Source organism: Gilliamella sp. Nev6-6, assembly GCF_001690605.1.
In the GTDB taxonomy this organism is placed as follows: domain Bacteria; phylum Pseudomonadota; class Gammaproteobacteria; order Enterobacterales; family Orbaceae; genus Gilliamella; species Gilliamella apicola_C.
Genome location: NZ_LZHP01000045.1, coordinates 1 through 24,600 on the forward strand (window position 1 = coordinate 1; position 24,600 = coordinate 24,600).

35 protein-coding genes and 1 tRNA gene are annotated in these 24,600 nt (G+C 35.0%); 11 read left to right on the plus strand and 25 right to left on the minus strand.

The genetic code is table 11. The features are described 5' to 3' along the window. Nucleotides 1-679: 679 nt before the first annotated feature. The 4 genes from A9G42_RS05330 to A9G42_RS05345 all read left to right on the plus strand — a co-directional run bounded on the left by A9G42_RS05330 (nt 680) and on the right by A9G42_RS05345 (nt 2,932). Complete coding sequence (locus tag A9G42_RS05330) at nt 680-952, plus strand: hypothetical protein (protein ID WP_065652837.1); 273 nt, start codon at nt 680-682, stop codon at nt 950-952. After that, complete coding sequence (locus A9G42_RS05335) at nt 949-1,728, plus strand: hypothetical protein (protein ID WP_065652838.1); 780 nt, start codon at nt 949-951, stop codon at nt 1,726-1,728. Before A9G42_RS05330 ends, A9G42_RS05335 begins: the two co-directional genes overlap by 4 nt. Before the next feature lie 444 nt (nt 1,729-2,172). Then, nucleotides 2,173-2,391, plus strand: coding sequence for a DUF7710 domain-containing protein (locus A9G42_RS05340; protein WP_065567577.1), 219 nt, complete (start codon nt 2,173-2,175; stop codon nt 2,389-2,391). A 139-nt stretch (nt 2,392-2,530) separates the two neighbouring features. Next, on the plus strand, nt 2,531-2,932 hold the full coding sequence (locus tag A9G42_RS05345; protein ID WP_065652839.1) for a hypothetical protein: 402 nt from the start codon (nt 2,531-2,533) through the stop codon (nt 2,930-2,932). A gap of 102 nt (nt 2,933-3,034) precedes the next feature. Here A9G42_RS05345 and A9G42_RS05350 read toward each other — a convergent pair whose 3' ends face one another. From A9G42_RS05350 to yfbV, 3 genes are read right to left on the minus strand one after another with little or no spacing between them, the layout of a single operon-like run. After that, a complete protein-coding gene (locus tag A9G42_RS05350; RefSeq protein ID WP_065652840.1) occupies nt 3,035-3,754 on the minus strand; it encodes a hypothetical protein in 720 nt (239 codons plus the stop codon). Nucleotides 3,755-3,797: 43 nt separating this feature from the next. Next, a complete protein-coding gene (gene priC, locus A9G42_RS05355) occupies nt 3,798-4,310 on the minus strand; it encodes a primosomal replication protein PriC (RefSeq protein WP_065652841.1) in 513 nt (170 codons plus the stop codon). A 5-nt stretch (nt 4,311-4,315) separates the two neighbouring features. Further along, nucleotides 4,316-4,777 (minus strand): terminus macrodomain insulation protein YfbV, encoded by a 462-nt coding sequence (gene yfbV / locus A9G42_RS05360; RefSeq protein ID WP_065581857.1) that lies wholly within the window; start codon nt 4,775-4,777, stop codon nt 4,316-4,318. 194 nt (nt 4,778-4,971) lie between these two features. Between yfbV and A9G42_RS05365 the strand changes: the two genes are divergently transcribed. Together A9G42_RS05365 and pta are read left to right on the plus strand one after the other, a co-directional pair. Further along, nucleotides 4,972-6,177, plus strand: a complete 1,206-nt coding sequence (locus A9G42_RS05365) for an acetate kinase (RefSeq protein ID WP_065652842.1) — start codon at nt 4,972-4,974, stop codon at nt 6,175-6,177. A 66-nt stretch (nt 6,178-6,243) separates the two neighbouring features. Next, entirely contained in the window at nt 6,244-8,394 is a 2,151-nt protein-coding gene (gene pta, locus A9G42_RS05370; RefSeq protein WP_065587712.1) for a phosphate acetyltransferase, read from the plus strand. Nucleotides 8,395-8,617: 223 nt separating this feature from the next. Here pta and A9G42_RS05375 read toward each other — a convergent pair whose 3' ends face one another. Then, a complete protein-coding gene (locus A9G42_RS05375) occupies nt 8,618-9,085 on the minus strand; it encodes a MarR family winged helix-turn-helix transcriptional regulator (protein WP_065567571.1) in 468 nt (155 codons plus the stop codon). A 3-nt stretch (nt 9,086-9,088) separates the two neighbouring features. Next, on the minus strand, nt 9,089-9,520 hold the full coding sequence (locus A9G42_RS05380; RefSeq protein WP_065567570.1) for a hypothetical protein: 432 nt from the start codon (nt 9,518-9,520) through the stop codon (nt 9,089-9,091). A 271-nt stretch (nt 9,521-9,791) separates the two neighbouring features. Between A9G42_RS05380 and guaA the strand changes: the two genes are divergently transcribed. From guaA to A9G42_RS05390, 3 genes are all read left to right on the plus strand, one after another. Further along, the gene (gene guaA / locus A9G42_RS05385) at nt 9,792-11,375 is read left to right on the plus strand and encodes a glutamine-hydrolyzing GMP synthase (protein ID WP_065652843.1); all 1,584 of its coding nucleotides are present in this window, start codon (nt 9,792-9,794) and stop codon (nt 11,373-11,375) included. 254 nt (nt 11,376-11,629) lie between these two features. Beyond that, on the plus strand, nt 11,630-11,845 hold the full coding sequence (locus A9G42_RS13615) for an Arm DNA-binding domain-containing protein (protein WP_335340074.1): 216 nt from the start codon (nt 11,630-11,632) through the stop codon (nt 11,843-11,845). A 598-nt stretch (nt 11,846-12,443) separates the two neighbouring features. Beyond that, nucleotides 12,444-12,517: transfer RNA gene (locus A9G42_RS05390), tRNA-Cys, on the plus strand. A gap of 80 nt (nt 12,518-12,597) precedes the next feature. Here A9G42_RS05390 and A9G42_RS05395 read toward each other — a convergent pair. From A9G42_RS05395 to A9G42_RS05480, 20 genes are all read right to left on the minus strand, one after another. Then, the gene (locus A9G42_RS05395; RefSeq protein WP_065652844.1) at nt 12,598-13,620 is read right to left on the minus strand and encodes an integrase; all 1,023 of its coding nucleotides are present in this window, start codon (nt 13,618-13,620) and stop codon (nt 12,598-12,600) included. Beyond that, on the minus strand, nt 13,604-13,828 hold the full coding sequence (locus A9G42_RS05400; RefSeq protein WP_065560894.1) for a DUF4224 domain-containing protein: 225 nt from the start codon (nt 13,826-13,828) through the stop codon (nt 13,604-13,606). Before A9G42_RS05400 ends, A9G42_RS05395 begins: the two co-directional genes overlap by 17 nt. 2 nt (nt 13,829-13,830) lie before the next feature. Continuing rightward, on the minus strand, nt 13,831-13,959 hold the full coding sequence (locus A9G42_RS14295) for a hypothetical protein (RefSeq protein ID WP_257006365.1): 129 nt from the start codon (nt 13,957-13,959) through the stop codon (nt 13,831-13,833). Between the two features lie 8 nt (nt 13,960-13,967). Next, on the minus strand, nt 13,968-14,447 hold the full coding sequence (locus A9G42_RS05405; protein WP_065652845.1) for a class I SAM-dependent methyltransferase: 480 nt from the start codon (nt 14,445-14,447) through the stop codon (nt 13,968-13,970). Nucleotides 14,448-14,460: 13 nt separating this feature from the next. After that, nucleotides 14,461-15,423 carry a DNA (cytosine-5-)-methyltransferase gene (gene dcm, locus A9G42_RS05410; RefSeq protein ID WP_065652846.1) on the minus strand — a complete coding sequence of 321 codons (963 nt, stop codon included), beginning with the start codon at nt 15,421-15,423 and terminating at the stop codon, nt 14,461-14,463. Between the two features lie 63 nt (nt 15,424-15,486). Then, on the minus strand, nt 15,487-16,047 hold the full coding sequence (locus tag A9G42_RS05415) for a hypothetical protein (protein ID WP_065652847.1): 561 nt from the start codon (nt 16,045-16,047) through the stop codon (nt 15,487-15,489). 7 nt (nt 16,048-16,054) lie between these two features. Beyond that, on the minus strand, nt 16,055-16,495 hold the full coding sequence (gene ssb / locus A9G42_RS05420) for a single-stranded DNA-binding protein (RefSeq protein WP_065652848.1): 441 nt from the start codon (nt 16,493-16,495) through the stop codon (nt 16,055-16,057). Then, a complete protein-coding gene (locus A9G42_RS05425; protein WP_065652849.1) occupies nt 16,477-16,659 on the minus strand; it encodes a hypothetical protein in 183 nt (60 codons plus the stop codon). Before A9G42_RS05425 ends, ssb begins: the two co-directional genes overlap by 19 nt. Next, a complete protein-coding gene (locus tag A9G42_RS05430; protein ID WP_179854610.1) occupies nt 16,652-17,185 on the minus strand; it encodes a DNA N-6-adenine-methyltransferase in 534 nt (177 codons plus the stop codon). Before A9G42_RS05430 ends, A9G42_RS05425 begins: the two co-directional genes overlap by 8 nt. Nucleotides 17,186-17,356: 171 nt before the next feature. After that, entirely contained in the window at nt 17,357-17,926 is a 570-nt protein-coding gene (locus A9G42_RS05435; protein WP_065652851.1) for an Nmad5 family putative nucleotide modification protein, read from the minus strand. A gap of 38 nt (nt 17,927-17,964) precedes the next feature. Continuing rightward, nucleotides 17,965-18,645, minus strand: coding sequence for a ribonuclease H-like domain-containing protein (locus tag A9G42_RS05440; protein ID WP_065652852.1), 681 nt, complete (start codon nt 18,643-18,645; stop codon nt 17,965-17,967). 2 nt (nt 18,646-18,647) lie between these two features. Continuing rightward, nucleotides 18,648-19,286 (minus strand): Rad52/Rad22 family DNA repair protein, encoded by a 639-nt coding sequence (locus tag A9G42_RS05445; RefSeq protein ID WP_065652853.1) that lies wholly within the window; start codon nt 19,284-19,286, stop codon nt 18,648-18,650. Further along, nucleotides 19,273-19,434, minus strand: coding sequence for a hypothetical protein (locus A9G42_RS13855; RefSeq protein WP_176700457.1), 162 nt, complete (start codon nt 19,432-19,434; stop codon nt 19,273-19,275). Before A9G42_RS13855 ends, A9G42_RS05445 begins: the two co-directional genes overlap by 14 nt. A gap of 5 nt (nt 19,435-19,439) precedes the next feature. Beyond that, nucleotides 19,440-19,616 carry a hypothetical protein gene (locus tag A9G42_RS13860; protein WP_179854611.1) on the minus strand — a complete coding sequence of 59 codons (177 nt, stop codon included), beginning with the start codon at nt 19,614-19,616 and terminating at the stop codon, nt 19,440-19,442. Continuing rightward, nucleotides 19,617-20,012, minus strand: a complete 396-nt coding sequence (locus tag A9G42_RS05450; RefSeq protein WP_065652854.1) for a hypothetical protein — start codon at nt 20,010-20,012, stop codon at nt 19,617-19,619. It lies immediately after the preceding gene. Beyond that, complete coding sequence (locus A9G42_RS05455; protein WP_065652855.1) at nt 20,012-20,308, minus strand: hypothetical protein; 297 nt, start codon at nt 20,306-20,308, stop codon at nt 20,012-20,014. The genes A9G42_RS05450 and A9G42_RS05455 overlap by 1 nt, the downstream gene beginning before the upstream one ends. Before the next feature lie 345 nt (nt 20,309-20,653). Beyond that, complete coding sequence (locus tag A9G42_RS05465) at nt 20,654-21,295, minus strand: DUF3560 domain-containing protein (RefSeq protein ID WP_065652857.1); 642 nt, start codon at nt 21,293-21,295, stop codon at nt 20,654-20,656. 71 nt (nt 21,296-21,366) lie between these two features. Next, nucleotides 21,367-21,651 carry a hypothetical protein gene (locus A9G42_RS05470; RefSeq protein WP_141675281.1) on the minus strand — a complete coding sequence of 95 codons (285 nt, stop codon included), beginning with the start codon at nt 21,649-21,651 and terminating at the stop codon, nt 21,367-21,369. Nucleotides 21,652-22,065: 414 nt separating this feature from the next. Further along, a complete protein-coding gene (locus tag A9G42_RS05475) occupies nt 22,066-23,211 on the minus strand; it encodes a type I restriction endonuclease (RefSeq protein ID WP_179854612.1) in 1,146 nt (381 codons plus the stop codon). 153 nt (nt 23,212-23,364) lie between these two features. Next, on the minus strand, nt 23,365-24,012 hold the full coding sequence (locus A9G42_RS05480) for a LexA family transcriptional regulator (protein ID WP_065652859.1): 648 nt from the start codon (nt 24,010-24,012) through the stop codon (nt 23,365-23,367). A 126-nt stretch (nt 24,013-24,138) separates the two neighbouring features. On the opposite strand from A9G42_RS05480, the gene A9G42_RS05485 reads away from it, so the two are divergent. Together A9G42_RS05485 and A9G42_RS05490 are read left to right on the plus strand one after the other, a co-directional pair. After that, entirely contained in the window at nt 24,139-24,357 is a 219-nt protein-coding gene (locus A9G42_RS05485; protein ID WP_065652860.1) for a transcriptional regulator, read from the plus strand. A 31-nt stretch (nt 24,358-24,388) separates the two neighbouring features. After that, on the plus strand, nt 24,389-24,595 hold the full coding sequence (locus A9G42_RS05490; protein ID WP_065652861.1) for a hypothetical protein: 207 nt from the start codon (nt 24,389-24,391) through the stop codon (nt 24,593-24,595). The last annotated feature ends 5 nt before the right edge of the window (nt 24,596-24,600 follow it).

Below are 24,600 nucleotides of genomic sequence, written 5' to 3' on the forward strand. Positions count from 1 at the left end.
TAAGGGAAAAAGTGTTTATTTTGAGGGAGATTTTCGGGCGTTTTCATCAATAGCAAGAAGAACAAGTTTTATTGGCAAATGTAAAATGCTCTCAAAATAATGATAATAGAATACTTCATCCCAAGAATTTGTCGATGCAATCAAAACACTAGCGTTTTAACCTTTCTAAAATTTGTGCTGTTTTTATAAACAAAATTTACAAAAAACAATCTAAAAATACACAAAAAAGTAGCGAAAAAAATTTTAGTAATTATAATTTATTTGATCAAAAAACGGATCGAACAAGCGATATTATACGCAGAAGTAGTAATTAATATAAAACAAAATATTATGTAATAGGAAAAACGTAATGAGGTGTTCTTTTAGTCCTCAGCTTGGTCTTCAATCTTTTCGCTAGCTTCAAAAATTACTTTTATATATGCAATTCAATTAAACCCACAAAATCAAACTTTTCGTTAAGGCAAAAATGGTTATTGTTACCGTGGCTGTTGTTATGTTCATTGACTGCACAGGCACTATCGGCAAAAAGCACGAACATTATAGAGGGTAGTGCGCCGTATTTGACATTCGACGGTGGGCGGACAAAGGCCACAAATATGGATATGTTGTTAAGTATCAAGTTATCAGACGATCGAGTTTTACCCCTCAAACAAATACTTCAAGTGCCACGAATCCTATCATGTTACCTAATATTGGTGAGAGTTTTGCTAACATTGACATGTTTGTGCCAGTTAATACTAATTTAATCGCTTTAAACTCACTTATCGGTCCGCCTAATAATTATTGGCGTGATGATGGTGACGGTCAGGGAGTTAATGAGGTTAGTGCGACTGGAGCGCTAACCGTCTCAATTACGGATAAAAATAACCAATTAGTAGTGCGTAATAAGGTATTAACAGTGCATGATGCTCCTTATAAAGTAATATTAGCCCAAAGGTATCACCGCAGGTGAGCTTTGTACGTCCTTATTTAAAATATGGTAATGGAGAGAATGCGGGGCCGCCATCCATATGGAATCCTGATAAGGGTTTTCTCGTCCAGTCTACTAACCCATCATCTTATGATTTAAACTTTCCTACTACTGGGGCACATTATTTGTTCTTTGATTTAGATATTGTTGGTAGTGAACCGTTATCATGGGATTCTGTCACCCATAGTGGCATTACTGCAATAATGACGCCTGATCTATCAGGTACAAGCGTACGTGTCACTTTAATTGGCCCTCACGCTACTTCAACGGAGTGGAATTCAAGTTCTCCAGGTAATATACTTCGCCCGTCTTTACCTGCAACATTCGAGTTAGTCGGCCGAGATAGTGGTGGTAACGCCGTTATCAAGTATGGATTTGTATTAAAGCAGTGGTTCGTCAACCGTGGAAGTAAATATGATTCGGCTTCTAATCAAGAAGCTTGGTGTAATAGCATAGGTTATAGTCTGCCTAGGGTAAGAGATTTAACTAATGCGAGTGATTTGTATGGTGATGGCTTCATTGGTGCTACTCCTTCTTCTTCAGATAATTATTACCAGCGCCACATTAATGCTGGCTTTTTCACCGAGTGGGGTAGCATGGGCTCTTACCCGAGTGCTCGTTTTACCTACTACGGTTGCTGGACTAGTGACACGGCGGGTAGCTCTCAGTTCGATGTGTTATCGAACATTGGTGAAGTCAGCAAGGGCGAACCGAAAAGCAATCGTTTTGTTGTTTGCGCTTCGTCCCTTAGACCTTAGTCCTTATTTTTTAATCCTTGGACGTGAGGAGATAGCGCAAATAGGGTTAAGTCGCTAGTGAATAATTGCATCGTCAAAAGTAAATTTTGAGCTTAAGCTTACGAAGCTGGCGAGTAAAATAAAGCATTTGGTTGCGTAAGCGACCAAATTGCGCAACCGATAATGCAATTTGGCTGTGTTGGCTTGGGGAAAATGGATTATTAGGTTGATATGCGCACTTCAATTGCCGTGGATAAGAATGTGGTTGAGGATAATACCTTTCTGAGTGATTACAGAAAGTGGATAAACCGTCCTGTTGGTAAGCTGATTACAATATCAATATTTACCCTTTTTATTTTCATCATAGAGAAATTTTTCCTTTTTAACTATACTATTTTATAGGAAGATAGCTATTCAATCATTACTAAAGGGAAAAAGACCAAAATAGCTAATAAGGTGAAATGTATGAAAGAATATAGTTGGGTTTGGGTTTTTAAGAAAGACGGAGTATCAACGGTATCTGCTGTTTTTTCATCACTTGAAAATGCGGACAATTGGATAAAATTTAATAAATTAACGGGCATGTTAACTAAGATGCCAATAGATATTGGTGGTTATGATTGGTGTATTGAAAATAATGAGCCAATGCTTGAGCACTACCATTACCAAAAAGGTGTTAGATAATCGTCATGTTAAGGTTATTTAGGTCATTGTTATTTAGGAGATTGTTATTTGGGAGATTGCAATTTAAGCCATTATAGGCATTAGCAAATATGATAGCTAGTGTAAATATAGCTGGTGTAAATGTTGTAAGGAAAATAACATGCAAGAAGAGCAACGTGTTGATAATATGTTGAACTGTGAAGTAAGGTTTTTAGCAACAACCGTTAATTGCTATACCGAAGATGAAGTGCTTATTATTGGAATGGGTAACGATCCTGTATCACCAGATCATTATTTGATTCTTTCTAGATTTAATGATGGTGAAGTAGATAAGTCAATAGGCATTCAAACACATCTAACTGAAATGGAAATATCTAGTGCAATTAACAGTATTGTGTTGAAAGCCAATATACTTACTATAGCAATAAATAAGCATAAAGTTGATGAAGTGAAAGCCAAAAAAATAGTGATTGAATTTGGCCAAATAGATCAAACTTTGTTAATAAAATATATTAACGATATTTTTCTTAATAGTTCAGTAAAAGTAATGATTAATAGATAAAAATTAATAGTTTTTTGGCAAATTTTATTGGTATTAAAAAAATAGGTATTAACGATAATTGCTGGAAATTATTCTTTATTGTTCAATATTCACTCAATACTATTAATAATTATAATCATGTTTGTATTTCGCTGAATTATCAATCACGTTATTTTTAGGTAATTGAGGCGCTTTATCATATAGTTTGTAATCAATAAGATAAGATCCCCAAAAATTACTTTTAATGGTTACCAATAATTTTTTAGGGTAAATATCAGCGTCATTTTTTGTAAATGGTAGAAAAAATTTTTTTGATGTATATGGATCATGAATTTTTATACCGTTAGCGTAGCGATGATAGTGCCGTTTTTGGGGCCCTGGTGTTGTAATTTCATAATCTGTCAAATACTCATATGTATTTCCCGGGTAGAGATGAACTAAATTGATTGGTAGGCAAATTGTAATAAAAAGCGAGCATAGAAAAAATTGAAAAAAATGCCCTAGCAAGAATTTAATTCTTTCCCACCGTGGTATTGGAACTTTCACCGCAATTAAATTTGGTTTAGTCATTAAATAAAAGAAGAGAGCGATAATAAAACTAATTACTATCGAAAAAATGCAGTAACTAGTATTAAAAAAATCTGAAAGAATTGTTTCCCTACCTACTTTGAATGAGCAATAAATCCAGTTAATGACTAGTAAAATATAAAAAGCAATCATTATAATTTTATATACAGCATTATATCGAAATCGAATATTTCCATCGCTGGAAAGTGGCTTAAAGGTTTTTTTTTGAATGTTATCAATAGCATCAATACGATAATTTTTAAATTTTTGTTCCATAAATTTTCACGACTTATTTTAATCTATGTATTTTAATCTATGTTTATTCAGCTAAATTTCCATCATTTTCCATTTCTAATTCAATCTTGTTAATGGCTTGTTCACAGCGGTAGATGCGATTATCAAGTGCAGCAATTTTGCTTTGGTTGATCACATCAGGTGATAATTCTAGTTCATATTTCATCTCTTGTAATCGACGTAAATAATCTAAATGGCGCATGTGTTTTTGGGCTAATGTCTCTTCAAAAATGATTTTTAGATCTTTGCGACGTAAGTTGTGGGTAGCAAGTTCGCGTGTTAGAGCGGCAATTTGGTTGACTAATGTGTCTGATAAAAAGGTGATTTGTTCAACTTTTTCTGATTTGATATTAGCCATTAACGCTCGATATGTTTGTTTGATCTTTGCAAGATAAAATGCTTTGTCTGTGACAATGTTATTGGTTTGAAATAATTGTTCGTCAAAATAAGGCTCTTGATATTGTTGTTCGTTGGCTAAACTGATTTGTTGTTCAAGTCGGTCAATTTGATTTTGTAGAGTATTAATTAAATCTGCCATGGATGTTAGCCTTTATCATAAGGTGAGTTATCATTATCTTGACCAAAATAATCACCTAAATGTTCTTTTGCAAGTTTGATCAGTTTCATAAATTCTTCAAACGTTAATTTGTTGACTTCAGGGCTATTCTCAGCGACGATTTTTTTCGCAACTAATTTCGCTTTTAACTGGTTGTAGCAGTCAATTAAATTAAGTGGAAGTGGTGATAGCGCTCGTTTACCTAGCCAATATATCCCTTGTAGCGGTAAGCTTAAAGTAAATAGTACGGTTATTGCTGTTACCGCAATTTGTGCTGGCATGTAATATTGCCAAACTAGCAAACCAATAACGATTGGTGGTAAGTATTTGCTTGTAGTTTTTATGTAGTTAATGATTTTTAATTCAGGAAATGAATATGCTAATTGTTTATCTGTCGGGCAAAGCTTTATATATCGTTGACCTGCTTTAAATGTGCTTATTACATTCATATTTTTCCGACTCCTCGACATTCACTTGTTATTATCTTAAAATAGTACCATTCAAATTGGGGACTCTCATTATTCTATCTCAAAAAGTAAGATACCAGAAGTCACCTTAGCGTAGTCACATTGATTTTAAATCATGTGCTTAGTTACCAATTTTGATTGGTATATATCTTTTTATTCAATCTATAGGAATTACTATGTCATCAAGTAATAACGCTCTTGTTCTTAATTGCGGAAGCTCATCATTAAAATTTGCTATTATAAACCCTGAAAACGGTGATGAGTTTCTTTCTGGATTAGCCGAATGTTTTAACCTGCCTGATGCACGCATTAAGTGGAAACTTGATGGTGTTAAAGGTGAAGCATCTTTAGGTGCAGGCGCTGCACATAGTGAAGCAATTAAATTTATCGTTAATAGTATCTTCCCACAAAAACCAGAATTATTAGGTAGTATTAAGTCTATTGGTCATCGAATTGTTCACGGCGGTGAAAAATATACACAATCAGTTGTGATTGATGATTCAGTATTAAAAGGTATTGAAGATGCAGCAGCTTTTGCTCCGTTACATAATCCAGCTCATTTAATCGGTATTCGTGAGGCATTTGAAGCTTTTCCACACTTAAAAAATAAAAATGTGGCTGTGTTTGATACCGCATTCCATACAACAATGCCAAAAGAAGCTTATTTATATGCTCTTCCTAACGAGCTTTATACTAAACATGGCGTTCGTCGTTATGGTGCGCACGGTACTAGCCATTATTATGTTAGCCGTGAAGCGGCAAGATTATTAAATAAACCTGTTGACCAAACGAATGTGATCACTTGTCATTTAGGTAATGGCGCATCAATTACTGCCGTTAAAAATGGCGAATGTGTTGAAACTTCAATGGGGTTAACGCCACTCGAAGGTTTAGTTATGGGTACGCGCAGCGGTGATATCGATCCTGCTATTATGTTCTTCTTACACGACAATTTAAAAATGTCAGTTGCCGATATTAACAATCTTTTAAACAAAAAATCAGGTTTATTAGGTTTGACAGGTGTAAGCAGTGACTGCCGTTATGTCACCGATAATTATGATACTAATGAAGATGCCAAAAATGCTTTAGATGTTTTTGTTCATCGTTTAGTAAAATATATCGGTGGTTATGCAATGTTATTAGACGGTCGTTTAGATGCTATCGTCTTTACTGGCGGTATTGGGGAAAATTCTGAAGAAGTTCGTCGTATGGCATTACAAAAATTAAGCATTCTTGGCTTTGAACTTGATCAAGAGCGTAATCTTGCTGCTCGTTTTGGCCAAGGTGGTACAATTACTAAAGAGGGTTCTGCAATTGCGATGGTTATTCCAACCAATGAAGAACTTGTTATTGCTCAAGATGCTGCGCGTCTAACCGCGTAATAAATATTTAAAACCGCCTAAATGGCGGTTTGTTTTTATATAATGAAGAATTAAGAGGTAACAATTATGTCTCGTACAATTATGCTCATTCCAACTGGCACCAATGTTGGTTTAACTGGTGTGAGCCTTGGTGTTATTCGAGCTATGGAGCGTCAAGGTATTAACTTAAATGTATTTAAGCCCGTTGCACAGCCAAGAGCTGGTGGTGATGCGCCAGATAATACGACAACTTTAGTTAGCCACAACACATCAATTCCAGCGCTAAAACCGCTTAAAATGAGCCATGTTGAAAACCTATTAGGTTTAAATCAACAAGATGTATTAATGGAAGAAATCGTTGCCCTTTATGCTGAAAACACGAAAGGTGCTGATGTTGTTTTAGTTGAAGGTATTGTGCCAACATCGGATTATCCATTTGCTAACGAGCTTAATAATAATATCGCTAAAACCCTTGGCGCCGAAATTATTTTTGTCGTTAATATGGGTAAAGATACACCAGAACAGCTTAGAGATCGTATTGAAATTGCGCGTTCTAACTTTGGTGGTATTAAAAACGAAAAAATCGTTGGTGTGATTGTTAATAAAGTGAATGCGCCAGTTGAAGAACAAAATCTTGCTCGCCCAGATGTTGCCGAAATTTATCATACCCCTAAATTTGACGATAAAAAAATCACCATTAAAGATTTAAGTGCGCATAGCCCACTTCCTGTTCTGGGTTGTATTCCTTGGAATATAGATTTAAGTGCTTGCCGTTCTATTGATATTGCTAAACATTTTGATGCAAAAATTATTAATGAAGGCGATATCAAAAACCGTCGAATCAAACATATTTCTTTCTGCTCACGTAGTGTGCCTAATATTATTAGCCATTTACAACCTAATGCACTGTTAGTGACTTCAGCTGATCGTGCTGATGTATTAGTTGCTATTAGTTTAGCTGCCATGAATGGTGTGGCTATTGGTGGTGTGCTTTTAACGGGCGGTTATGATATTGATGAAAAGATCGCAAAATTATGCCAACCAGCTTTTGATACAGGTTTACCAGTATTTACTGTGCAAACTAATACTTTCCAAACATCTATTAATTTACAGCAATTTAATTTAGAAATTCCAGTTGACGATAAAGAGCGAATGGAAAGCACACAAAATTTTGTGGCTGATCATATTGATGCAAATTGGATCAAATCATTAAATGAAGTGATTAATTCTGCTCGTCGCTTATCTCCACCAGCTTTCCGTTATCAATTAACAGAGCTTGCACGTAATGCTAAGAAAGTGGTTGTATTGCCAGAAGGGGATGAACCCAGAACGGTTAAAGCAGCCGCAATTTGTGCTGAGCGTAATATCGCTAAATGTGTATTAATAGGGAATCCGGACGAAGTGCGTAAAGTTGCCGCTTCACAAGGCGTCACTTTAGGTCAAGGTGTTGAAATTGTTGATCCTGAATTAATTCGTGAAAAGTATGTACCTCGTTTAGTTGAATTACGTAAAAATAAAGGTATGACAGAAGTAATTGCTCGTGAGCAATTAGCTGATAACGTAGTACTTGGTACAATGATGCTTGAAGCAAATGAAGTTGATGGTTTAGTGTCAGGTGCTGTGCATACAACCGCTAATACTATCCGTCCACCATTACAATTAATTAAAACTGCCCCAGGTAGTTCACTTGTTTCATCAGTATTCTTTATGTTAATGCCAGATCAAGTGTATATTTATGGTGACTGTGCAATTAATCCAGATCCAAATGCACAAGAATTGGCTGAAATTGCGATTCAATCAGCTGATACAGCAATCGCCTTTGGTATTGAACCACGCGTTGCGATGATCTCTTACTCAACAGGTAGCTCGGGTCAAGGTGCTGATGTTGAAAAAGTGAAAGAAGCAACTCGCATTGCTCAAGAAAAACGTCCAGATCTTATGATCGATGGTCCATTGCAATATGATGCCGCGGTAATGCCAGATGTAGCAAAATCGAAAGCGCCAAATTCACAAGTAGCAGGTAAAGCAACAGTATTTATCTTCCCTGATCTTAATACCGGTAATACGACTTATAAAGCTGTACAGCGTTCAGCGGATCTTGTTTCGATTGGCCCAATGTTACAAGGTATGCGTAAACCAGTTAATGACTTATCTCGTGGTGCATTAGTTGATGATATTGTTTACACTATTGCTTTAACTGCGATTCAATCAGCTCAAGAACAAAATGCGACAAAATAAGTTTAGCAAAACGTTCTAACTATAGATAAAAGGTGATGTAATATCACCTTTTTTAATTAAATTTAGTCAAGTAATGAGCTTTAACAGCTTGAGTTATAACGATTTAGTTTTAAAGTATTTTGTTCTAGAAATTTGAGACAAAGTCTTCAAAAACTTATTTTAAGTCAAGTTGATGCATTCAAAGTTGATAAAAACAATAAATAATAAAAATTTATAAATGATTTTATCCCTTCATGTTGGTTTTTAATAGTGTTAATAACATTTCCATAAATTGTTCTTTATCACCTTGTAATGTTGAAAAAAAATCTTTATCTATTTGTTCAACCAAAGGTACAGTTTCATTTGCTTTATTCAATCCTTTTTGTGTTAATTGAATGGATTTTGCTCGACTATCTTTAATTGAGCAAGAGCGTTTTATATAATCTTTTTTTTCTAAATTCTCTAATATTTGGGAAATTGTCATCACATCGATATTTGTTTTATTTGATAAAATAACTTGTGTTATTTCGTCTGGTTGCTGTGATAGATAAGCAAGCGTTGCAAGCACTATAAATTGAGGATGAGTGATAGACTGTTTTTTCAAGCAATTTTTGATATTCGTATGCCAGGACGAATAAGTTTTCATAAAAATAAAACCAATAGATTCAGAATCAGTTTGGAATTGAGTCAAAAACTTATTGTCCTTTGTCATAATTTACCCTTCAACTAAGCCATTTAATTTGTAAGTTTTATCTATAATATCATCTGAAATCTGTTTTATAAAATCATAGGATGCTTTAGTATCCATTTTTGGATCCGGTTTTAGAGAAATTTCTGATTTTAATGCATATTGATTATGCGATATTTCAATAATTTGATGTGAGAAAAACAGTAAACCTATTTCAGGCATATCAAATTGTTCTGTAAATTCTTGCTCATCAATAATCTTTGATAAAGTCACTTCCATTTCCGGTATATTTTGTAATTTGAAAATACCTTTAGACCCTGTTTTTAAGTCACCAAATATACGAAAGTCTTCAAGATCAGTTTCCCATAATTTTCTTAAATTAAGATCAGTATAGTATTGCCAAATTTGAGTTGGCTTAGCTTTGGTTGGTAATATGAAAGAAATTGAAATGGTATTCATAGTGTCTCCTTTTAATAAGTTATCTTGTCATAAGTTTGCTTATTATAAGTTTACTTATTAATTAAGTAAAGAAAATTCAAGTTTTTGATTTGTTGACTTATTACAAGGTTAATTTGATGACTAGATATTGGACTTTGTAATAAGATGATTTCAAAATTATTAATAATATAAAATATTTATAATTGTTTTTAATTAATACTCTCAATTTAATTGGTAAATGGTACAATATCAGCCTAATTTTGTATTAGTTCATAGTTTAGGAATAAAATTGATGAAAAAAGACATCCACCAGCAGCGTATTTTAATTCTTGATTTTGGTTCTCAAGTTACTCAGTTAATTGCTCGACGAATTCGTGAAATTGGTGTGTATTGTGAACTTTGGCCATGGGATGTGTCAGAAGAAAAAATTAAAAAATTCAATCCTAAAGGTATCATTTTATCAGGTGGACCAGAAAGCACGACCGAAGCTAACAGCCCACGAGCACCTGAATATGTTTTTAATGCTGGCGTACCTGTACTTGGGATCTGTTATGGTATGCAAACGATGGCAATTCAAGTAGGGCAGGGGGGACAAGTTACCGCTTCTAATCAGCGTGAATTTGGTTACGCGAAAGTTGATCTTGTTGCAAAATCTAAATTAACTGAAGGCATTTTAGATAGTATAAGCGATGTGGGTACTGAGCAACTTGATGTTTGGATGAGCCATGGTGATAAAGTCACATCATTACCCGATACTTTTACCTTAATCGGTCAAACAGAAACTTGCCCATATGCGATTATGGCAAATGATGAAAAACAGTTTTATGGTGTGCAATTCCATCCAGAAGTCACTCATACGGTGAAAGGTTTTGAACTATTGCAACGTTTTGTAATTGATATTTGCCATTGTGAAAAATTATGGACGCCATCTTCAATTATTACCGATGCTATTGCTCGAATTAAAGAACAGGTTGGTAATGACAAAGTCTTACTCGGTTTATCGGGTGGGGTGGATTCTTCTGTTACAGCATTATTATTGCACCAAGCGATTGGCGATCAATTAACTTGTGTATTTGTTGATCATGGCTTATTACGTTTGAACGAAGCGCAACAGGTTATGGACATGTTTGGTAATAAATTTGGCTTAAACATTATTGCCGTAAATGCCGAAGATCGCTTTTTAGCTGCACTAAAAGGTGAAGCTGATCCTGAAGCTAAACGCAAAATTATTGGACGTGAATTTGTTGCTGTATTTGATGAAGAAGCAGCAAAATTAAAAGATGTAAAATGGCTGGCTCAAGGTACTATCTATCCTGATGTTATTGAATCGGCCGCTGCTGATACTGGTAAAGCCCATGTGATCAAATCACATCATAATGTTGGTGGCTTACCCGAAGATATGAAAATGGGCTTGGTCGAACCTTTGCGAGAACTATTTAAAGACGAAGTCCGCAAAGTGGGTTTAGAACTTGGTTTACCTTATGACATGCTTTACCGCCACCCATTTCCAGGCCCAGGTCTTGGCGTTCGTGTGCTTGGTGAAGTAAAAAAAGAGTATTGTGACTTATTACGCAAGGCCGATGCTATCTTTATCGAAGAACTTTACAAAGCCGAGTTATATCACAAAGTAAGCCAAGCGTTTACCGTATTTCTACCGGTACGCTCTGTTGGTGTGATGGGCGATGGGCGTAAATATGATTGGGTTGTTTCACTGCGTGCCGTTGAAACTATCGACTTTATGACAGCTCATTGGGCTCATTTACCTTATGACTTCTTAGGACGCGTATCAAACCGTATAATCAACGAAGTCAACGGTATATCGCGTGTTGTGTATGATATAAGTGGAAAGCCCCCTGCGACGATAGAATGGGAGTAATTGCAATCCATCTTATAGGATCTTATTATAGTCTTTTTTATTAATATTAAGCCTTGTATAACAAGGCTTTTTAGCCTCAATCAATCTTATATCTTCTTATTTTAGCTTATATTTTTTGTCAGTAATTTTGATAGTATTAACGTTTGATATAAACATCTTATCAAAAGTACCGACAATGCTGACGGTATCCGAGGTGTTTTATGTTAACAGAAACAAAGCTAAAATGAATAAAACCTAAAGATAAGTAGTATAAAATTCCAGACCCTGACTGTTTGTATGTTGTAGTATTAAAAACGGAGACAATAGTGCTTCGTTATGATTATCGTATTAACGAAAGAAGAGAAATAATGATGTTTGGAAAACAGGGTGAAATTTCACTATCTGAAGCTAGAGATAAATTACTAGAAGTTAAAGAATATTGGCAAATAATATTTCTCTGCGAGGGAAAGCAACTTAGAAAACCATCATGAATAATGACGTGTTTGGTTATTGACTAGAACGTTGGTTTGCGGATGTTGATTATACAGATAGAACGCATGATGTTACTAGCGGGATAATTAATAGAGATGTTGCACCGAAATTCGAAAAGTTATTATTGTCGGAAATAACGCTTGATGTATTACGGTAATATTGTGAGAAGTTAAAAGCAAGAGTGCTAGTTACGACAGTAAGCGCGCGATATTAATTAGTATATTTTTTACATATGCAAAGGCGAGAGGGGCTCTAATTATGAAAATTCTGCCGATCATGAGAAAGGGGCATCAATAGCTACTTTTTTGCTGTACTATTTTAGGTGGTAGTTACACTGCTTAAAGTTATTTGATAACATAAGGAATATTTTCTAATTTTTATTATTTACATCATTGTTATAAGGCTGTAATTATTATTAATTAACTTTGAAGATTATTTTTATTTAAATGTATTGAACCACTAAATTTTTTGCCACGCATAATTAGGTTATAAAAAATAAGTTAAAAACAACGTGACTGCTGTAATTATAATCTATTTAATCTTGACGATTATTTAAGGCAGTGCTACTATTTACAGCCTATTCAGACAGACCACTAAGGCGCGTTGGCAGAGTGGCCATGCTGCGGATTGCAAATCCGTCTACCTCGGTTCGACTCCGGGACGCGCCTCCATATTTCATCAATAAAATCAAAAAGATAAAATCTTGTCATTTTAAAACAATCAATACTTAGAATTGACTTAGAATATACAGTTAGAATAAATCTTCTTTTTTTTGCGGGTTTAACGTCGGGGTTACTTTCACTTTTCGATCGTATGTATTAACCTGAGCTTCTGTCTTATGACCACTAAATAGCTGTTTATCTTTAGTTGCTCCGTCATAGTCCGAAATGGCTTTGGCTTTTATATCATGAAATGTGCAGTTGATTTTTCTACCTAGCTTCTCTTCTGCTTTTCGTTTTGCATCCAACCAATACGAGTTAAACGTTTTTTGGATTAGTTTGCCTCCTGATTTATTTTGTAGCACGAGAGAGTCGGGGGAGGATGGGGGGAACAGTTTTTTAGCTAAATTAATTGCGTCCGTTAGTCGTTCTGTCCATTGTTTGATTTGTCGTTTTCCTGTTTTACCTTGTTTTATGTAAATACCCTCTTTAAGTATTTGACTGTGCTTAAGTTTAAATATATCACCCTCCCGAACTGCGCACAGATACGATATTTCCATGGCCACTTTTAGTATATCGATCGCTTCATCATAAATTGTGTAATACTCTATGTCTTCAATATATTTATCTCTCGCTTGAATGCTGAATTTTTTAACCCCAGAACACGGATTTATTTTGCAATACCCACGCTCATAGCCCCAGCCAAACGCCACCGACATATAAGATAATTCGTGATTTGCCTGTACTTTGCTTTGCTCACCCCTGATATCCATGTAGCGTCTTATATGTTCAGGTCTAATATTGTTAACGTTTATATGTCCAAAAACGGGTAATATTTTTTTTGCTCCTCGTAATTTATCCTCTTGTGAGCGTGATGACAGTTTATGAAAAGCAGCGCTATTTAAGTGCATGCTCCACAGCTTGCTAAACGTCATTTCCTCTTTTTGTTCAGCAATAACCCCTTCATACCTCGCCCATAACTCGACCATGCTCATATTGATCGAGCCTAGTGTGACGGTTTTGTTTTCTCTTGTTTTGAGGTAGTATGAATATTTATTTTTTGATACGCGAGGAGGGAGGATGTTGTCTTTTTTATCTTTACGGTTCCTTGCCATTTAAAGCTCCAAAATCAGGCTCTTGCTGTTGTTTTTGCTCAATGCTTACTTTTTGATTCAATGATGAACGTAAGATTACTGGTTTACCAAGCAAATTGATATGAAAGCAAAATTTGTTTTCTTTTAACCATTGTATTTGTAAATTTTTTCTTTTTTTGCCTGTTAAAATATGTAATTCATCATCTGTTAATATAATTGATTCCGCCATGCTTACACCTCTCTATCAACCACAATAATGCCTCTTGCTGTCCCTTTGATGATTTTTATGTGCCCCTTTTTCTGACATCGAGCAACGTCCATAAAATACTCTGATTTAATTTTTAATTCGTGTGTAGTCATTATCTTTCCTAATTCTGTTTTATAAATGTCATCCAGTGCGTATTTGAACGTTTTCCGCTAATGTGGCCAAACACCGGTTTATACTCTGTTAGCGCTAAAATAGATTTAACCGGTATATCTGTTTCATTCCATTTGAATATTAGTGTTCCGTTGTTTTTTAGCACGCGAAAACACTCACAGAATCCCATTTTTAAATCCTCTTGCCACGTTAATTTATTGAGTTGGCCATATTTTTTAGCTAGCCAACTATTGCGCCCAACTTTAACTAAATGCGGCGGGTCAAAACAAACTAGATGAAATGATTCATCTGAAAATGGCAGTGCTGTAAAATCAAGTTCCACGTCAGGATTAACCTCTAGTACTCTACCGTCACATAAAATGTGACGCTCATTCCGCTTATCACAAAACAAAACTCTGTCATCGAGTTTGTTAAAATAGAACATTCGAGATCCGCAGCAGACGTCTAGTACTGTTTTTGGATTATTCATTGTAAAACCTCAGTTAATAATTTATTGCTCGTAAAATATGTGCTATAACGTCAACCGTCCAACCGTTGCCCAGACATTTATAACGCTGTGAATTACTAATGCCTGCTGTGTAATTATCCGGTAGAGTTTGCAGACGTTCGCACTCAACTGGCGTTAGTTTTCTGAATGTTTTATCATCAATTTGATAAAAATTACCGTTCCAGCTAGCGTACTGCCGAGCTGTTAGCGTGATAGACTTTGGTTCATCATTGCATAATTGAGAATATTTTTTCTGTTGTTGATGCTCTTTATTTTCATTCCACCATTTAATCCAACCAGCGGAGCAAATAACATTATTATGCTCCCACGATCTGCTGGTCATGGATGAGCTTTTTTCTGTTAGAATTGAACCCTCGTTTTTACCTCGTGGACGTTGAAAAATCGCTCGTGATTTATCGGTTAACGCCGTATCATCAATAATGTCTTTTAATAAAATTAATTTATCTTCGGGTTGTTCAAACGCCCAATTTGCCCAATATAAACGTTTGCGATTCTGTGCGGAGACTAACGCACTATTAATTAGAACAGGTTCAACGCCGACGACTGATGTAATTACATGTTCAAACTCTTTTTTCATTCTGACGTTCTCGAGTAAAAATTTGACGTTTTGATTTAGTGATTGAACATGCGATAATATTTCTGCAAATCTAAAAAATAATGCAGATCGTTTGTCGTCAAATGCTAGCTGTTTGCCAGCAAATGAAAAACCCTGACACGGTGAGCCAGCTAATATTAAATCGATACTGGACCAATCTATATCCCAGTTTTCCCAGTTATTTATATCGCCTAGTCTGATAATATCTGGGTAATTATTTTGGCTAACCTGTATTGCGTATTTGTCAATTTCGCTAGCGTAGTATTTTATTACATTAATATTTGCACGTTCGAGCGCAACACGACCACAGCTTATGCCGTCGAATAGTGATAGTACGTTCATGATTTTTACCAATAGAACAGGGTGGTTGTTCAGTGAGTTGTTAACAGATTTTGTGGGTAAATGTTATGCAGCTAGTTGTTTGAAAAAATTGGCTAGTTCATTTTCCTCTACTTTATAGTCAAACCATTTGCTCTTTCCTGATTTTGGTATTGATATTGTAGTCGCATTTGTAACTATCTCATTTGGCATGAGGAATACATGCTCAGTTTCTAAATCATCATTTAATGCGTAAAAAACGAATAAATCGGCGATATCTTTTTGTTTATTTACGCAGTACGCCCATCTTTCCGATGATCTGTTGTTTGGTTGTTTATGTTGTAATTTTGATGTTTTTACGTCAACAGTTAGATTGTTAATGCTAAAATCAACCGACGCCTGAAATTGCAAATCATTATTATCTATGGCAAATGGTACGGCTTTTTTAAAACGTTGCTCTCCAATAACAGCAACTCTATCTGTAGCTGAACCATATCTAGCCTTGTCGCCAGTCACGGCGACTCCTGAGCGTTTTAGATATACATAAACTGTTTGCCACGGAATACCAACCTCAAGACCAACTAATTTTAAATTTTTTAACCTTGAGTATGATTCAATACACTGTTCAATTATATTTTGTTTATTCATAAAATACCTACCAAGGGATATCATCATCAAACGTATCTTGATGCTGTGTTGTTTGTTGCTGTTGTTTTTGCTGTGTCTGACTAGCGTTATTATTGTCACGACCGCCTAAAATTTGCAATGTACCACCAATTGGGTTAACTACAACTTCAGTTGTGTAATGATCTTGTCCTGATTGATCTTGCCATTTTCTTGTTTGTAATTGACCTTCAATATACACTTGAGTGCCTTTTTTTATGTACTCACCTGCAATTTCGGCTAATTTACCAAAAACAACAACTCGATGCCATTCAGTGCGCTCACGAGTTTCGCCAGTTTGTTTATCTTTCCAGGATTCTGATGTCGCTAAACTAAGATTAGCAACCGCGTTACCATTCGGCATGTAACGAACTTCTGGGTCTTGTCCGACGTTGCCGACTAAAATTACTTTATTTATTCCTCTACTTGCCATTTTTTTTGCTCCAGCGTTATTTCCGTTTTTTCTATTGTAAAATCATTATTCATGGATTGTAATATTGACAAAATCACCTCATTCTCCGCCTCTGTTGCCGTGTTCATTCCGTCAATTTTGAAATTGACATCACCATCTTGTTCTTCAATTATTAAACTAATCACAATAACCTCTCTTATAATTAATTATCACATTACCACATTTAAACGGTACAATTAGAACTAAACACGTTTCAAAATTACAGCTATTCGCTGATTTTTTGCCGTTCGGCAATAAATATTGATAACGACCATCTGGTACGTAAATAATACAGTTTTGCCCGTGTATATTGTCGTGCCACGCTTTTGTTACAGGAGTGTACGGTAGCACCATTAAAACTTGATTCTTCCATTTATTAACTTGTTCTACTGCTTTTTGGAAAAACTCCCATTTTTTAGAAAATGGTGGATTACAAAATGAGGTGTTACTTGGGTTACCAGACAAAAACCATAAATTACTCTCTAACGCATTGTCAGATTCTGTTATATAACAAGTGGCGTTATTTATTTTCACGCTCTCATTCGAGCAACACACATCAGTATCAAAACTTTTTATATTCAGCAATTTTAACGCATCATTGATCAATAATTCTGATGTTCGCCAGTAATCTTTATTCTGCTTCTCTGTTTGTGATTTGTTTAGAATAGCCATTTTAAAACTCTCTGATGTAGTGATTTTGGTAGGTGCCACTCTGTCGCCAACGGCGTGGCTACCGCCTGTCAAATAATCGGCTTGCATATTTCAAATTAGTGGGCTAACTGTAATTGCGGACAGCATCTCTGCTAACACTAATTATCGGCGCATATACCAGACGCTATTTTGTTATTCTTTCGTTATGCCAAGTTTTTTGTTTAAATCGTCAACAACAACGGCAGGTAAATTAGTTTTAATAACATCTGCTTGTATACCGTCTAAAAAGTTGACTGACTCTGGCCATATTTCTTGTAATTTTTTGAGAGTTGAACAGCTATTCAGAATGGCCATAATCTCATGATTTAAATCTGTTTTTTGTTTTTCTAGATTTTCCCGCTGACTTTGTAATGATAAATATTGTTTTGAAAACTCATGATCAGCTGGATATGCTGGCTTTTCGTCTAATTCATAAAAATCCCGATCCGGCGGCAATGCTAGATATGCACTGAACCCATTAAAGTAACACCGCACATCACGGTTAATTCGAAAAGAGAAATAATAATTAAATGGCAAGCTCTTACCTCTAGCTCTTATCTCATCCGCTTCTTTGAGCTGTTCAGCAGTTACGTTATCGTTATAAACGTCAAGAGCTAATTTGGATAAATTTTCATTCGCTATTTCTAGCTCTTTAGTTACTGGCGATTGTTTAATTGCATTTTTACAAATTTGTTCTTTGATAGTTTTAGTTAATCTAGTCATAATTATTCCCAACAAAATTGTCACTTGAACGGTTGTAATTAACTTGCATTCTGAAATGTCATGCGCTTATGTATTAATCTAACTTTCTCAACGTCGGCAGCACAATAATCTGCAACCTGTTTTATTTTCCCTTCTCGCACCAAATCCCAGACTTTTGAGCCATCGACATCATCGGATTTTGGCTCTATACCAAGCGCCAAACAAACTTCATTTAATGACGCATAATTACGTTTACCCGCCCACTCTGTCATAGAATCAAATATGTACATATTGTTATATGATTTGTTATTTAGCGGTAAAAATGCCGGAGGTATAACATCTAAAACGATTGCGCGCTGATAAATAAATCGAAGATCGAAATTTTCGATATTATGCCCAATAAAATGCGGGGTTATATCTGAACTGGGTCTATAACGCTCAATTAAATCATTAAAAAATGATTGCAATATTTGTTTTTCAGATGATACCCAGTCATCAAAATAAATTACTCGCACATTCTCATCATTGATTGCATAACCAATACAAACAATTTGACCAAAACCGCCGTTTAAAGCGGTTTTTCGGTAAACAATATCTTTGTGCTCTTCAATCCACGCATCAATCGCCTCTTGTTTCTTGTAATTACTAGGTGGAGTTAAATTATTTTGAATATGAGTTTTTAACTGCTTGGATTGCGTCGGAATAGTTTCTATATCAAAATAGATGTTAAATTTCCTCATTGCTATTTACTCTCTAGTTTGTATTTATATTTATCACTCAATGACTTAAGCCGATCATCCGCACCTATTACAACGCAGCGATTGTAATATTTTGTATAAATCGCTTTTAATTCATCCATAGATTTGCAATTAATAGCGTCACTCTCGAATAGTGATAAAATATACTCAACTGGCAACGCCCAATCTGGGAGCGTTGGAGTCTCCCACCAAATATACTTACTATCTTTTGTTTTCGTTCTATTCCAGCCATCAACCTTTTCCAGCGAAGTTTTAGCAAAACCCTCTTCTAAATCATAAAGATATCTGCCAATTCCCCATTGGACGCCTGCTCGTTTCATTGCTCCAGATATACCGCCTTTAACAGCTTCTATCTGAGTGTTTTCTGCACCATCTTTTTTCGTTATCCACTCGCCATTAATTTTGATTTTAATGCTGCACATAACCCCACCATCTGGCGCAGGGTGATAATCGTTTTGCCAGTTTTCTTTTCCGCAAACTTCATCAAGTCGTTGCTGAATAGCTCTGTTTGTTACATACGCTAAAACCATACACCATGGCTTGTTATTAGAGATACCGCACTGTTGTACTCTCCACTCAATGTCTTTAGGGTGGAAAGGCGCGTCTAATTTAGCTAACTCCATGAATCACCTCATTTAAATGTGTGTTACTCTCTTGTTTTTGAACTTGTAAATTTGCTAATTCAGTTAAATCAACACGATATGCTTCTGCTATATCAATGATCATTCTTGATTGAATTGACAGCGAACTATAAACCTCTTCCCATGTCATAATTATTACTCCGTAGCAATATGTAACATCCAACGGAATAGCATAAATAATCCGCCGAACGATAAAATTAGGGTACAAAAAAAGGCGTATATTTTTTCGCCTTTATTTAGTGTGTAATTAATGTTAAATCGGTCTGTTTCATGTACATTACAGCCGACGCGATCAATCGGTATTTTGTTCATTTAGACGTCCTTTGGACGTTTAGTTAGCGACTGTTTCCAGTTAATACCCTCGATATTAATAGCTAATGCACACCCGACAGTGTGTGCACTGTCATTGCCCCATGATTTAAAGACCATATCGATGTGCGGTTTAATATTATAAAAAAACACTCTGCCATCTTTATCCATTGCTGCATAGTTCCATTTTTTATCAATCATCGCCCACATCTCACGTGAGAGAGATAGAGGAGTTAGCTTTGGTGCAATGCGATACTCTGAATCTAAAAAAATGTCACTAGGGTTTGACCATCCCCAAATATTTTTTATTTTGCTTTCAACAGTTAATCCTTGCATTTTTGCTAATAAAATCTGCACCATGTGCTCTTGATGTTCATTCTGCGGTGTTAATTTTTCCATTATTCATTCCTCAGCTCTTCGAAAAACCAATCTGTTATGTCTTCGTTATTTTTACTAATGCGAAATGGTTCCAGATCATCCCAACACAAACCGCACCCATATTCCGCATCGTGCCCAATAAATAAAGGCTTTTCCTGTAACATCAGATCAGGTAAGTACGACGCAGACGCTCCATGAGACCAGTTAACTTCTGCATCCAAGCAAGCGTTTAATACTAATGCCACTTCGTGCTCAGTTTCACATTTAATAAACCAGTTTTGTTTTTGTAATCGTTCAATAATTTTTTGACTTGTCATTGTTTAATCCTTAGTTTTTGTATTGCTATTTACGTTAGTTGCTGTCGTAATTTTCATCACAAAATGTCTCGTTAACCAACACATTACCTCGATTATTGAGGTAGGTATGAGTAAAATTAACACTACAATCGACACTAGAACAAACGACATAATCATGACTAGATTAACTACCACATCTAAAACTTGATCAGCCGCTGACGCTAGCACTATGACTAGCAGTATTACTGTAATCATCATTATCATTGATATCTCCGCAAGATTATTAATCTATTCAGATAATTCATAAAAAAGCCCTCTTTTGAGGGCGAATGGATATAGATGCCCGTCTTTCCGAGCTGTCAGAATTTATCCCCATAACTGATTAGCTAATTCGTAAAGTTTTTTAAATTTATTGGCTTCTTTTTTTGCATACTCTAATGAACACATATGAGCGCGAGGAATTTTCCCGCTTTTCATGTCTGCGTGAAATTTTTCAGTCTCTTCAAATTTATATTTATATAATTCAAGTGATTCAGGCATTGATATATTGATATCATTTTCACGACTGGCCCAATATTCGGCTTTTTCTTCGTGTCGTTCTGCTTTTTTTCTAAGTTCCGATGATTTTCTCATTCGCTCATGATTTCGCTCAATTAGAGCACGATGTCGTCTTCCGCTATAATGATCTGTTTTGATCGGTTCGCCTAATGCTAAAAAATCTTTACCTTCATTTGCTTCTTGCTGTAAATATCTGCTTTGACCGATAGCAGAATTCGCCCACTGTGTATATCTATTAGCCCTTGCTTTTGCTCTCTCCTGTACGTTAAAACCATCAGCACGGATTATTGAATAATAAAAAAATCCGTCTTTTTCGAATACTAAATTATAAACAATGCTTTCATTATCTTTCCCGTATTTCGTAGTAACTTCTATAACATCGCCTTTATTGTGTTTTTCTGTGCATTTTGCTAAAAATACGTTTGATGCATATTTGTGATATGTATTCATAAAAGTATCCTTATTTGTTAATTCTAAATAACGCAGCAGCCCGTCTTTCCGAGCTGTTAAAATTCGTTAGCTTAATAAAATGATTTTTTATTTTTTTCATTAAAATGGAATTCAGCTTTTTCATAACATATGAGCTTTAATGCTTTTTGAACTGAATCAGTGTCAACATCATCCCAACCAAACACTTTCATTATTTTTTCTTCAATTTCTAGATAATCATCATCGCTGAGCTTGTCATAAAGTTCGTTTGACTGAGCTTTGATTTCTGCTTCTTTATCGTCTTGCATTTCGATATTGTTTATCATGTTGCAATAAGCATTTTCGTAACTATTTTCTACAGCTCTATGTAACATCATCTATCTCCTTTCTTATTTCAAATTCAAGCGCACTTGTTTAAATGCGCTTTGATTTGAATGCTGGTACATACCCCAGCAGGTAATGCGCTCCCTTACTCCGTGCTATCTTTTCATCAGCTTAGAGGGAGCTAGGCATTTCGTTCTAAGATGAGCTTTGCTTTCACACTGTCTACTTGAATAACACTTTATAAGTTGTTCCGACTTTCCGAATTTTTAAAGAGCTTCAACTTTTGGTAAGTTGATTTGTTTTGATGTGATAATAATAACTTTAGTTATCAAATTAGTCAATAACAAAAGTTATCAATATTTAAATAAAAGTTATCGTTTGGTTGTTTTTTAATCTGTTTGGTGGGTTTTTTTGGGGAGGTATAAAAAAAGCCCTTATTGGGCTTTGAAATAAATTAAAATAAAAGTTTATTTTCTTTTGAAATTTTCATCATTTTTTGTGTATTCATATGCGTCAAGAATCAATCCAGATATTCTTAATACGTTTTCAGGTTTATCAATAATAATTTGATCTCCTGAGCCAATTTCTAATCCAGCTCTCTTAACTTCGTCTTTTATGTTGTCTGTTAGCTCAATGGGCAATTGAATTGATGGGCGTTGTTTATTATCAAAATATCTGACCATCCATCTGTTGGATTTATTTTGATAAAGCACGCTAAAATATGATTCGGTATCTTTGTATGTTAATTCATCGTCATTTGTTATCGAATGTATGTGATCGAACAAAACTCTTTCAGAGTAAGTTGTGATAATTTTATTATTTTCAGGATCTACAATATCGGCTTTTTCATCAATTATTGTTGTTTGTTCTTGGTCGCTTGGTGTATCGTCTGAAATTTCTTTTTTTCCTGTTAGACCCACAACCACCATATTGCTTACAGCTCTTTCAATTGCATTTTTTACAATTGGTGTAATACTATCAAGAAATTTTTGATTTAGTTGTCTTGATATGTTTGATTTGTTTGCTACATATTTAACAAAATCAATCGGAGCTTCTCTCAAGGTTGAAGTTATTGTTTTAGTGAATAATGAAAAATAAATACTTTCTTCTGCTAATGTTCTTAATGCTTCTGGTTTGAATTGATCGTATCTAAATTGATAAAGTTGTTCATAATCATTATCTTGTAATTCTTCGATCTTAATTTTTAAGAAAGGGCTTGAGTCCATAATGTTTTTTTGTTCTAAATCTGTAAAAAATCTCCATTCTCTACCATTTGTTATTGCCGCCACAGCTACTTCTGGGGTTGCATTAAAATATCTTGAAAGTTGTGGGCAGTGATTTGTTAATTCTTCATTCCATGATTTTGCCTCTATGAACATTACAGGTAAATCTTGGCAGAAAAGAGCATAATCAACTCGCTCATTAGCTTTTTCTCCGGGAAAATCAGCTTTAAATTCTGCTTTTACTTTTGTTGGGTCGTATGGTGTAAAACCTAATATATCCAAAAGTGGTAATATTAAAGCTTGTTTTGTCGTTTCTTCTGTAGTGCAGTGATTGCCAACTTTTTTTACATGCTCCGAGTGATTATTTAGTTTACTTTTGAAGGTATTCATATTTATTGCCTTATATTATGGGATTATCTGTTTTATTTTTATAAAAATTTTAAATTACTTCTATAATGCTAATAATTATTATTGTTTTCACGTAAATATTCTATTTTTAATAACCGCTTTATAGGCGGTTATCTATTATACTTACTTTTAAGGTTAGATATCATGAACATCAATAAATCTTGATGATTTAACAATTGCGGCTACATACATAACTTTATCTACTAATTCATCACTAATTGTAATTGGAGGGTGATCTTGGTTGATGCTAGTGAAACGATATTCAGAATCTCTATGATACTCAAGTTTTTTTATCATATTTCTTCCATCTTTCAGCCTGACAAAAACTTCATCTCCTGACGCTGGCATGACTTTTGGTTCGATGACAACAAACTCTCCAGAGTTTATTCTAGGAAACATTGAATCGCCCTTTACTCGTAAGCCGAACGCGCTAGGATCGTCACTATAAAATTTTAAATAACCATTTAAAGATTCGTCCATTTCAAAAGCTCCATTAGCTCCCATTACAGCCTCTCCTTTAACTTTTACTGCTCCATTCTTAACTGTGCCTACAAATTCAAATTGTTGATCATCTAGTCCAGAATCGCCCGTTCCAGCTGACAACCATTCTAAATTTACTTTTAGAGCCTGAGCTAACTCAGATATTTTTCTAAAACTTTTTGACTCACCTGCCACCAACTTTCTGATTGCTGGTTGAGAAACATTAACTGCCTTGGCTAAATCGTGCTGTGATAAACCAGATTTATCAAATGCAATTTTAAAACGTTCATTAAATGTATTCATAACGACTCCTTATGTTTTGATTATATAACTTTTGTTATAAAAAATAAAAAAACATAAGTTATCACAATGTTGACTTGATCAATAACTTTAGTTATCATTAATTTAGTTTTAATTAAGGAGAAAAAAATGGAGCCTTTAAAAAAAGCAATAACTACAGTTGGAGGGCAGAGAGAGCTAGCTCGAATCTGCGGAGTTAGTCAAGTAGCGGTAAGTAAATGGCTGAATGGGGTTAGTAAAATCGGAGAAGATAAAGCTATTTTGCTGGAGCAAGCACTGAACGGACTAGTAACGTGCGAAGAGCTGCGTCCCGATGTCAACTGGTCAGTAATTAGAGGTCGAGCATGAGCACATTAAACAATGAAACGTGGAGGTTAATGTGAATCCAACTGATTTTATTTTTAAAAATATCACTGATCTTTTAGTAAAAGATGGTTACAGCAGGGAAATAGCATTAGCGTCTGCAAATGTTGGGGTTGATGAATATTATCGTCGCCCATGTCCAACACAAAAAGGAAAGATTTTTGATGATTGTTTGGATAGAGCAAAAAAACACGCTAAGGGATTAATTAAATCGACTCACTAGTTGCA

Coding starts and splice junctions, on each gene's coding strand:
- priC (WP_065652841.1), bottom strand. CDS start 4,310: ATGGCAGATTTAATTAATACTCTACAAAATCAAATTGACCGACTTGAA.
- A9G42_RS05330 (WP_065652837.1), top strand. CDS start 680: ATGTTACCTAATATTGGTGAGAGTTTTGCTAACATTGACATGTTTGTG.
- A9G42_RS05350 (WP_065652840.1), bottom strand. CDS start 3,754: ATGGAACAAAAATTTAAAAATTATCGTATTGATGCTATTGATAACATT.
- A9G42_RS05380 (WP_065567570.1), bottom strand. CDS start 9,520: ATGAATACCATTTCAATTTCTTTCATATTACCAACCAAAGCTAAGCCA.
- A9G42_RS13855 (WP_176700457.1), bottom strand. CDS start 19,434: ATGACATGGGAAGAGGTTTATAGTTCGCTGTCAATTCAATCAAGAATG.
- A9G42_RS05465 (WP_065652857.1), bottom strand. CDS start 21,295: ATGAATACATATCACAAATATGCATCAAACGTATTTTTAGCAAAATGC.
- pta (WP_065587712.1), top strand. CDS start 6,244: ATGTCTCGTACAATTATGCTCATTCCAACTGGCACCAATGTTGGTTTA.
- A9G42_RS05455 (WP_065652855.1), bottom strand. CDS start 20,308: ATGACAAGTCAAAAAATTATTGAACGATTACAAAAACAAAACTGGTTT.
- A9G42_RS05470 (WP_141675281.1), bottom strand. CDS start 21,651: ATGATGTTACATAGAGCTGTAGAAAATAGTTACGAAAATGCTTATTGC.
- A9G42_RS05475 (WP_179854612.1), bottom strand. CDS start 23,211: ATGAATACCTTCAAAAGTAAACTAAATAATCACTCGGAGCATGTAAAA.
- A9G42_RS05400 (WP_065560894.1), bottom strand. CDS start 13,828: ATGGCGGAATCAATTATATTAACAGATGATGAATTACATATTTTAACA.
- A9G42_RS05365 (WP_065652842.1), top strand. CDS start 4,972: ATGTCATCAAGTAATAACGCTCTTGTTCTTAATTGCGGAAGCTCATCA.
- A9G42_RS05440 (WP_065652852.1), bottom strand. CDS start 18,645: ATGAGGAAATTTAACATCTATTTTGATATAGAAACTATTCCGACGCAA.
- guaA (WP_065652843.1), top strand. CDS start 9,792: ATGAAAAAAGACATCCACCAGCAGCGTATTTTAATTCTTGATTTTGGT.
- dcm (WP_065652846.1), bottom strand. CDS start 15,423: ATGAACGTACTATCACTATTCGACGGCATAAGCTGTGGTCGTGTTGCG.
- A9G42_RS05415 (WP_065652847.1), bottom strand. CDS start 16,047: ATGAATAAACAAAATATAATTGAACAGTGTATTGAATCATACTCAAGG.
- A9G42_RS13860 (WP_179854611.1), bottom strand. CDS start 19,616: ATGAACAAAATACCGATTGATCGCGTCGGCTGTAATGTACATGAAACA.
- A9G42_RS05445 (WP_065652853.1), bottom strand. CDS start 19,286: ATGGAGTTAGCTAAATTAGACGCGCCTTTCCACCCTAAAGACATTGAG.
- A9G42_RS05340 (WP_065567577.1), top strand. CDS start 2,173: ATGAAAGAATATAGTTGGGTTTGGGTTTTTAAGAAAGACGGAGTATCA.
- A9G42_RS05435 (WP_065652851.1), bottom strand. CDS start 17,926: ATGACTAGATTAACTAAAACTATCAAAGAACAAATTTGTAAAAATGCA.
- ssb (WP_065652848.1), bottom strand. CDS start 16,495: ATGGCAAGTAGAGGAATAAATAAAGTAATTTTAGTCGGCAACGTCGGA.
- A9G42_RS05485 (WP_065652860.1), top strand. CDS start 24,139: ATGGAGCCTTTAAAAAAAGCAATAACTACAGTTGGAGGGCAGAGAGAG.
- A9G42_RS05450 (WP_065652854.1), bottom strand. CDS start 20,012: ATGGAAAAATTAACACCGCAGAATGAACATCAAGAGCACATGGTGCAG.
- A9G42_RS05375 (WP_065567571.1), bottom strand. CDS start 9,085: ATGACAAAGGACAATAAGTTTTTGACTCAATTCCAAACTGATTCTGAA.
- A9G42_RS05480 (WP_065652859.1), bottom strand. CDS start 24,012: ATGAATACATTTAATGAACGTTTTAAAATTGCATTTGATAAATCTGGT.
- yfbV (WP_065581857.1), bottom strand. CDS start 4,777: ATGAATGTAATAAGCACATTTAAAGCAGGTCAACGATATATAAAGCTT.
- A9G42_RS05395 (WP_065652844.1), bottom strand. CDS start 13,620: ATGGCAAGGAACCGTAAAGATAAAAAAGACAACATCCTCCCTCCTCGC.
- A9G42_RS14295 (WP_257006365.1), bottom strand. CDS start 13,959: ATGACTACACACGAATTAAAAATTAAATCAGAGTATTTTATGGACGTT.
- A9G42_RS05405 (WP_065652845.1), bottom strand. CDS start 14,447: ATGAATAATCCAAAAACAGTACTAGACGTCTGCTGCGGATCTCGAATG.
- A9G42_RS05430 (WP_179854610.1), bottom strand. CDS start 17,185: ATGGCTATTCTAAACAAATCACAAACAGAGAAGCAGAATAAAGATTAC.
- A9G42_RS05345 (WP_065652839.1), top strand. CDS start 2,531: ATGCAAGAAGAGCAACGTGTTGATAATATGTTGAACTGTGAAGTAAGG.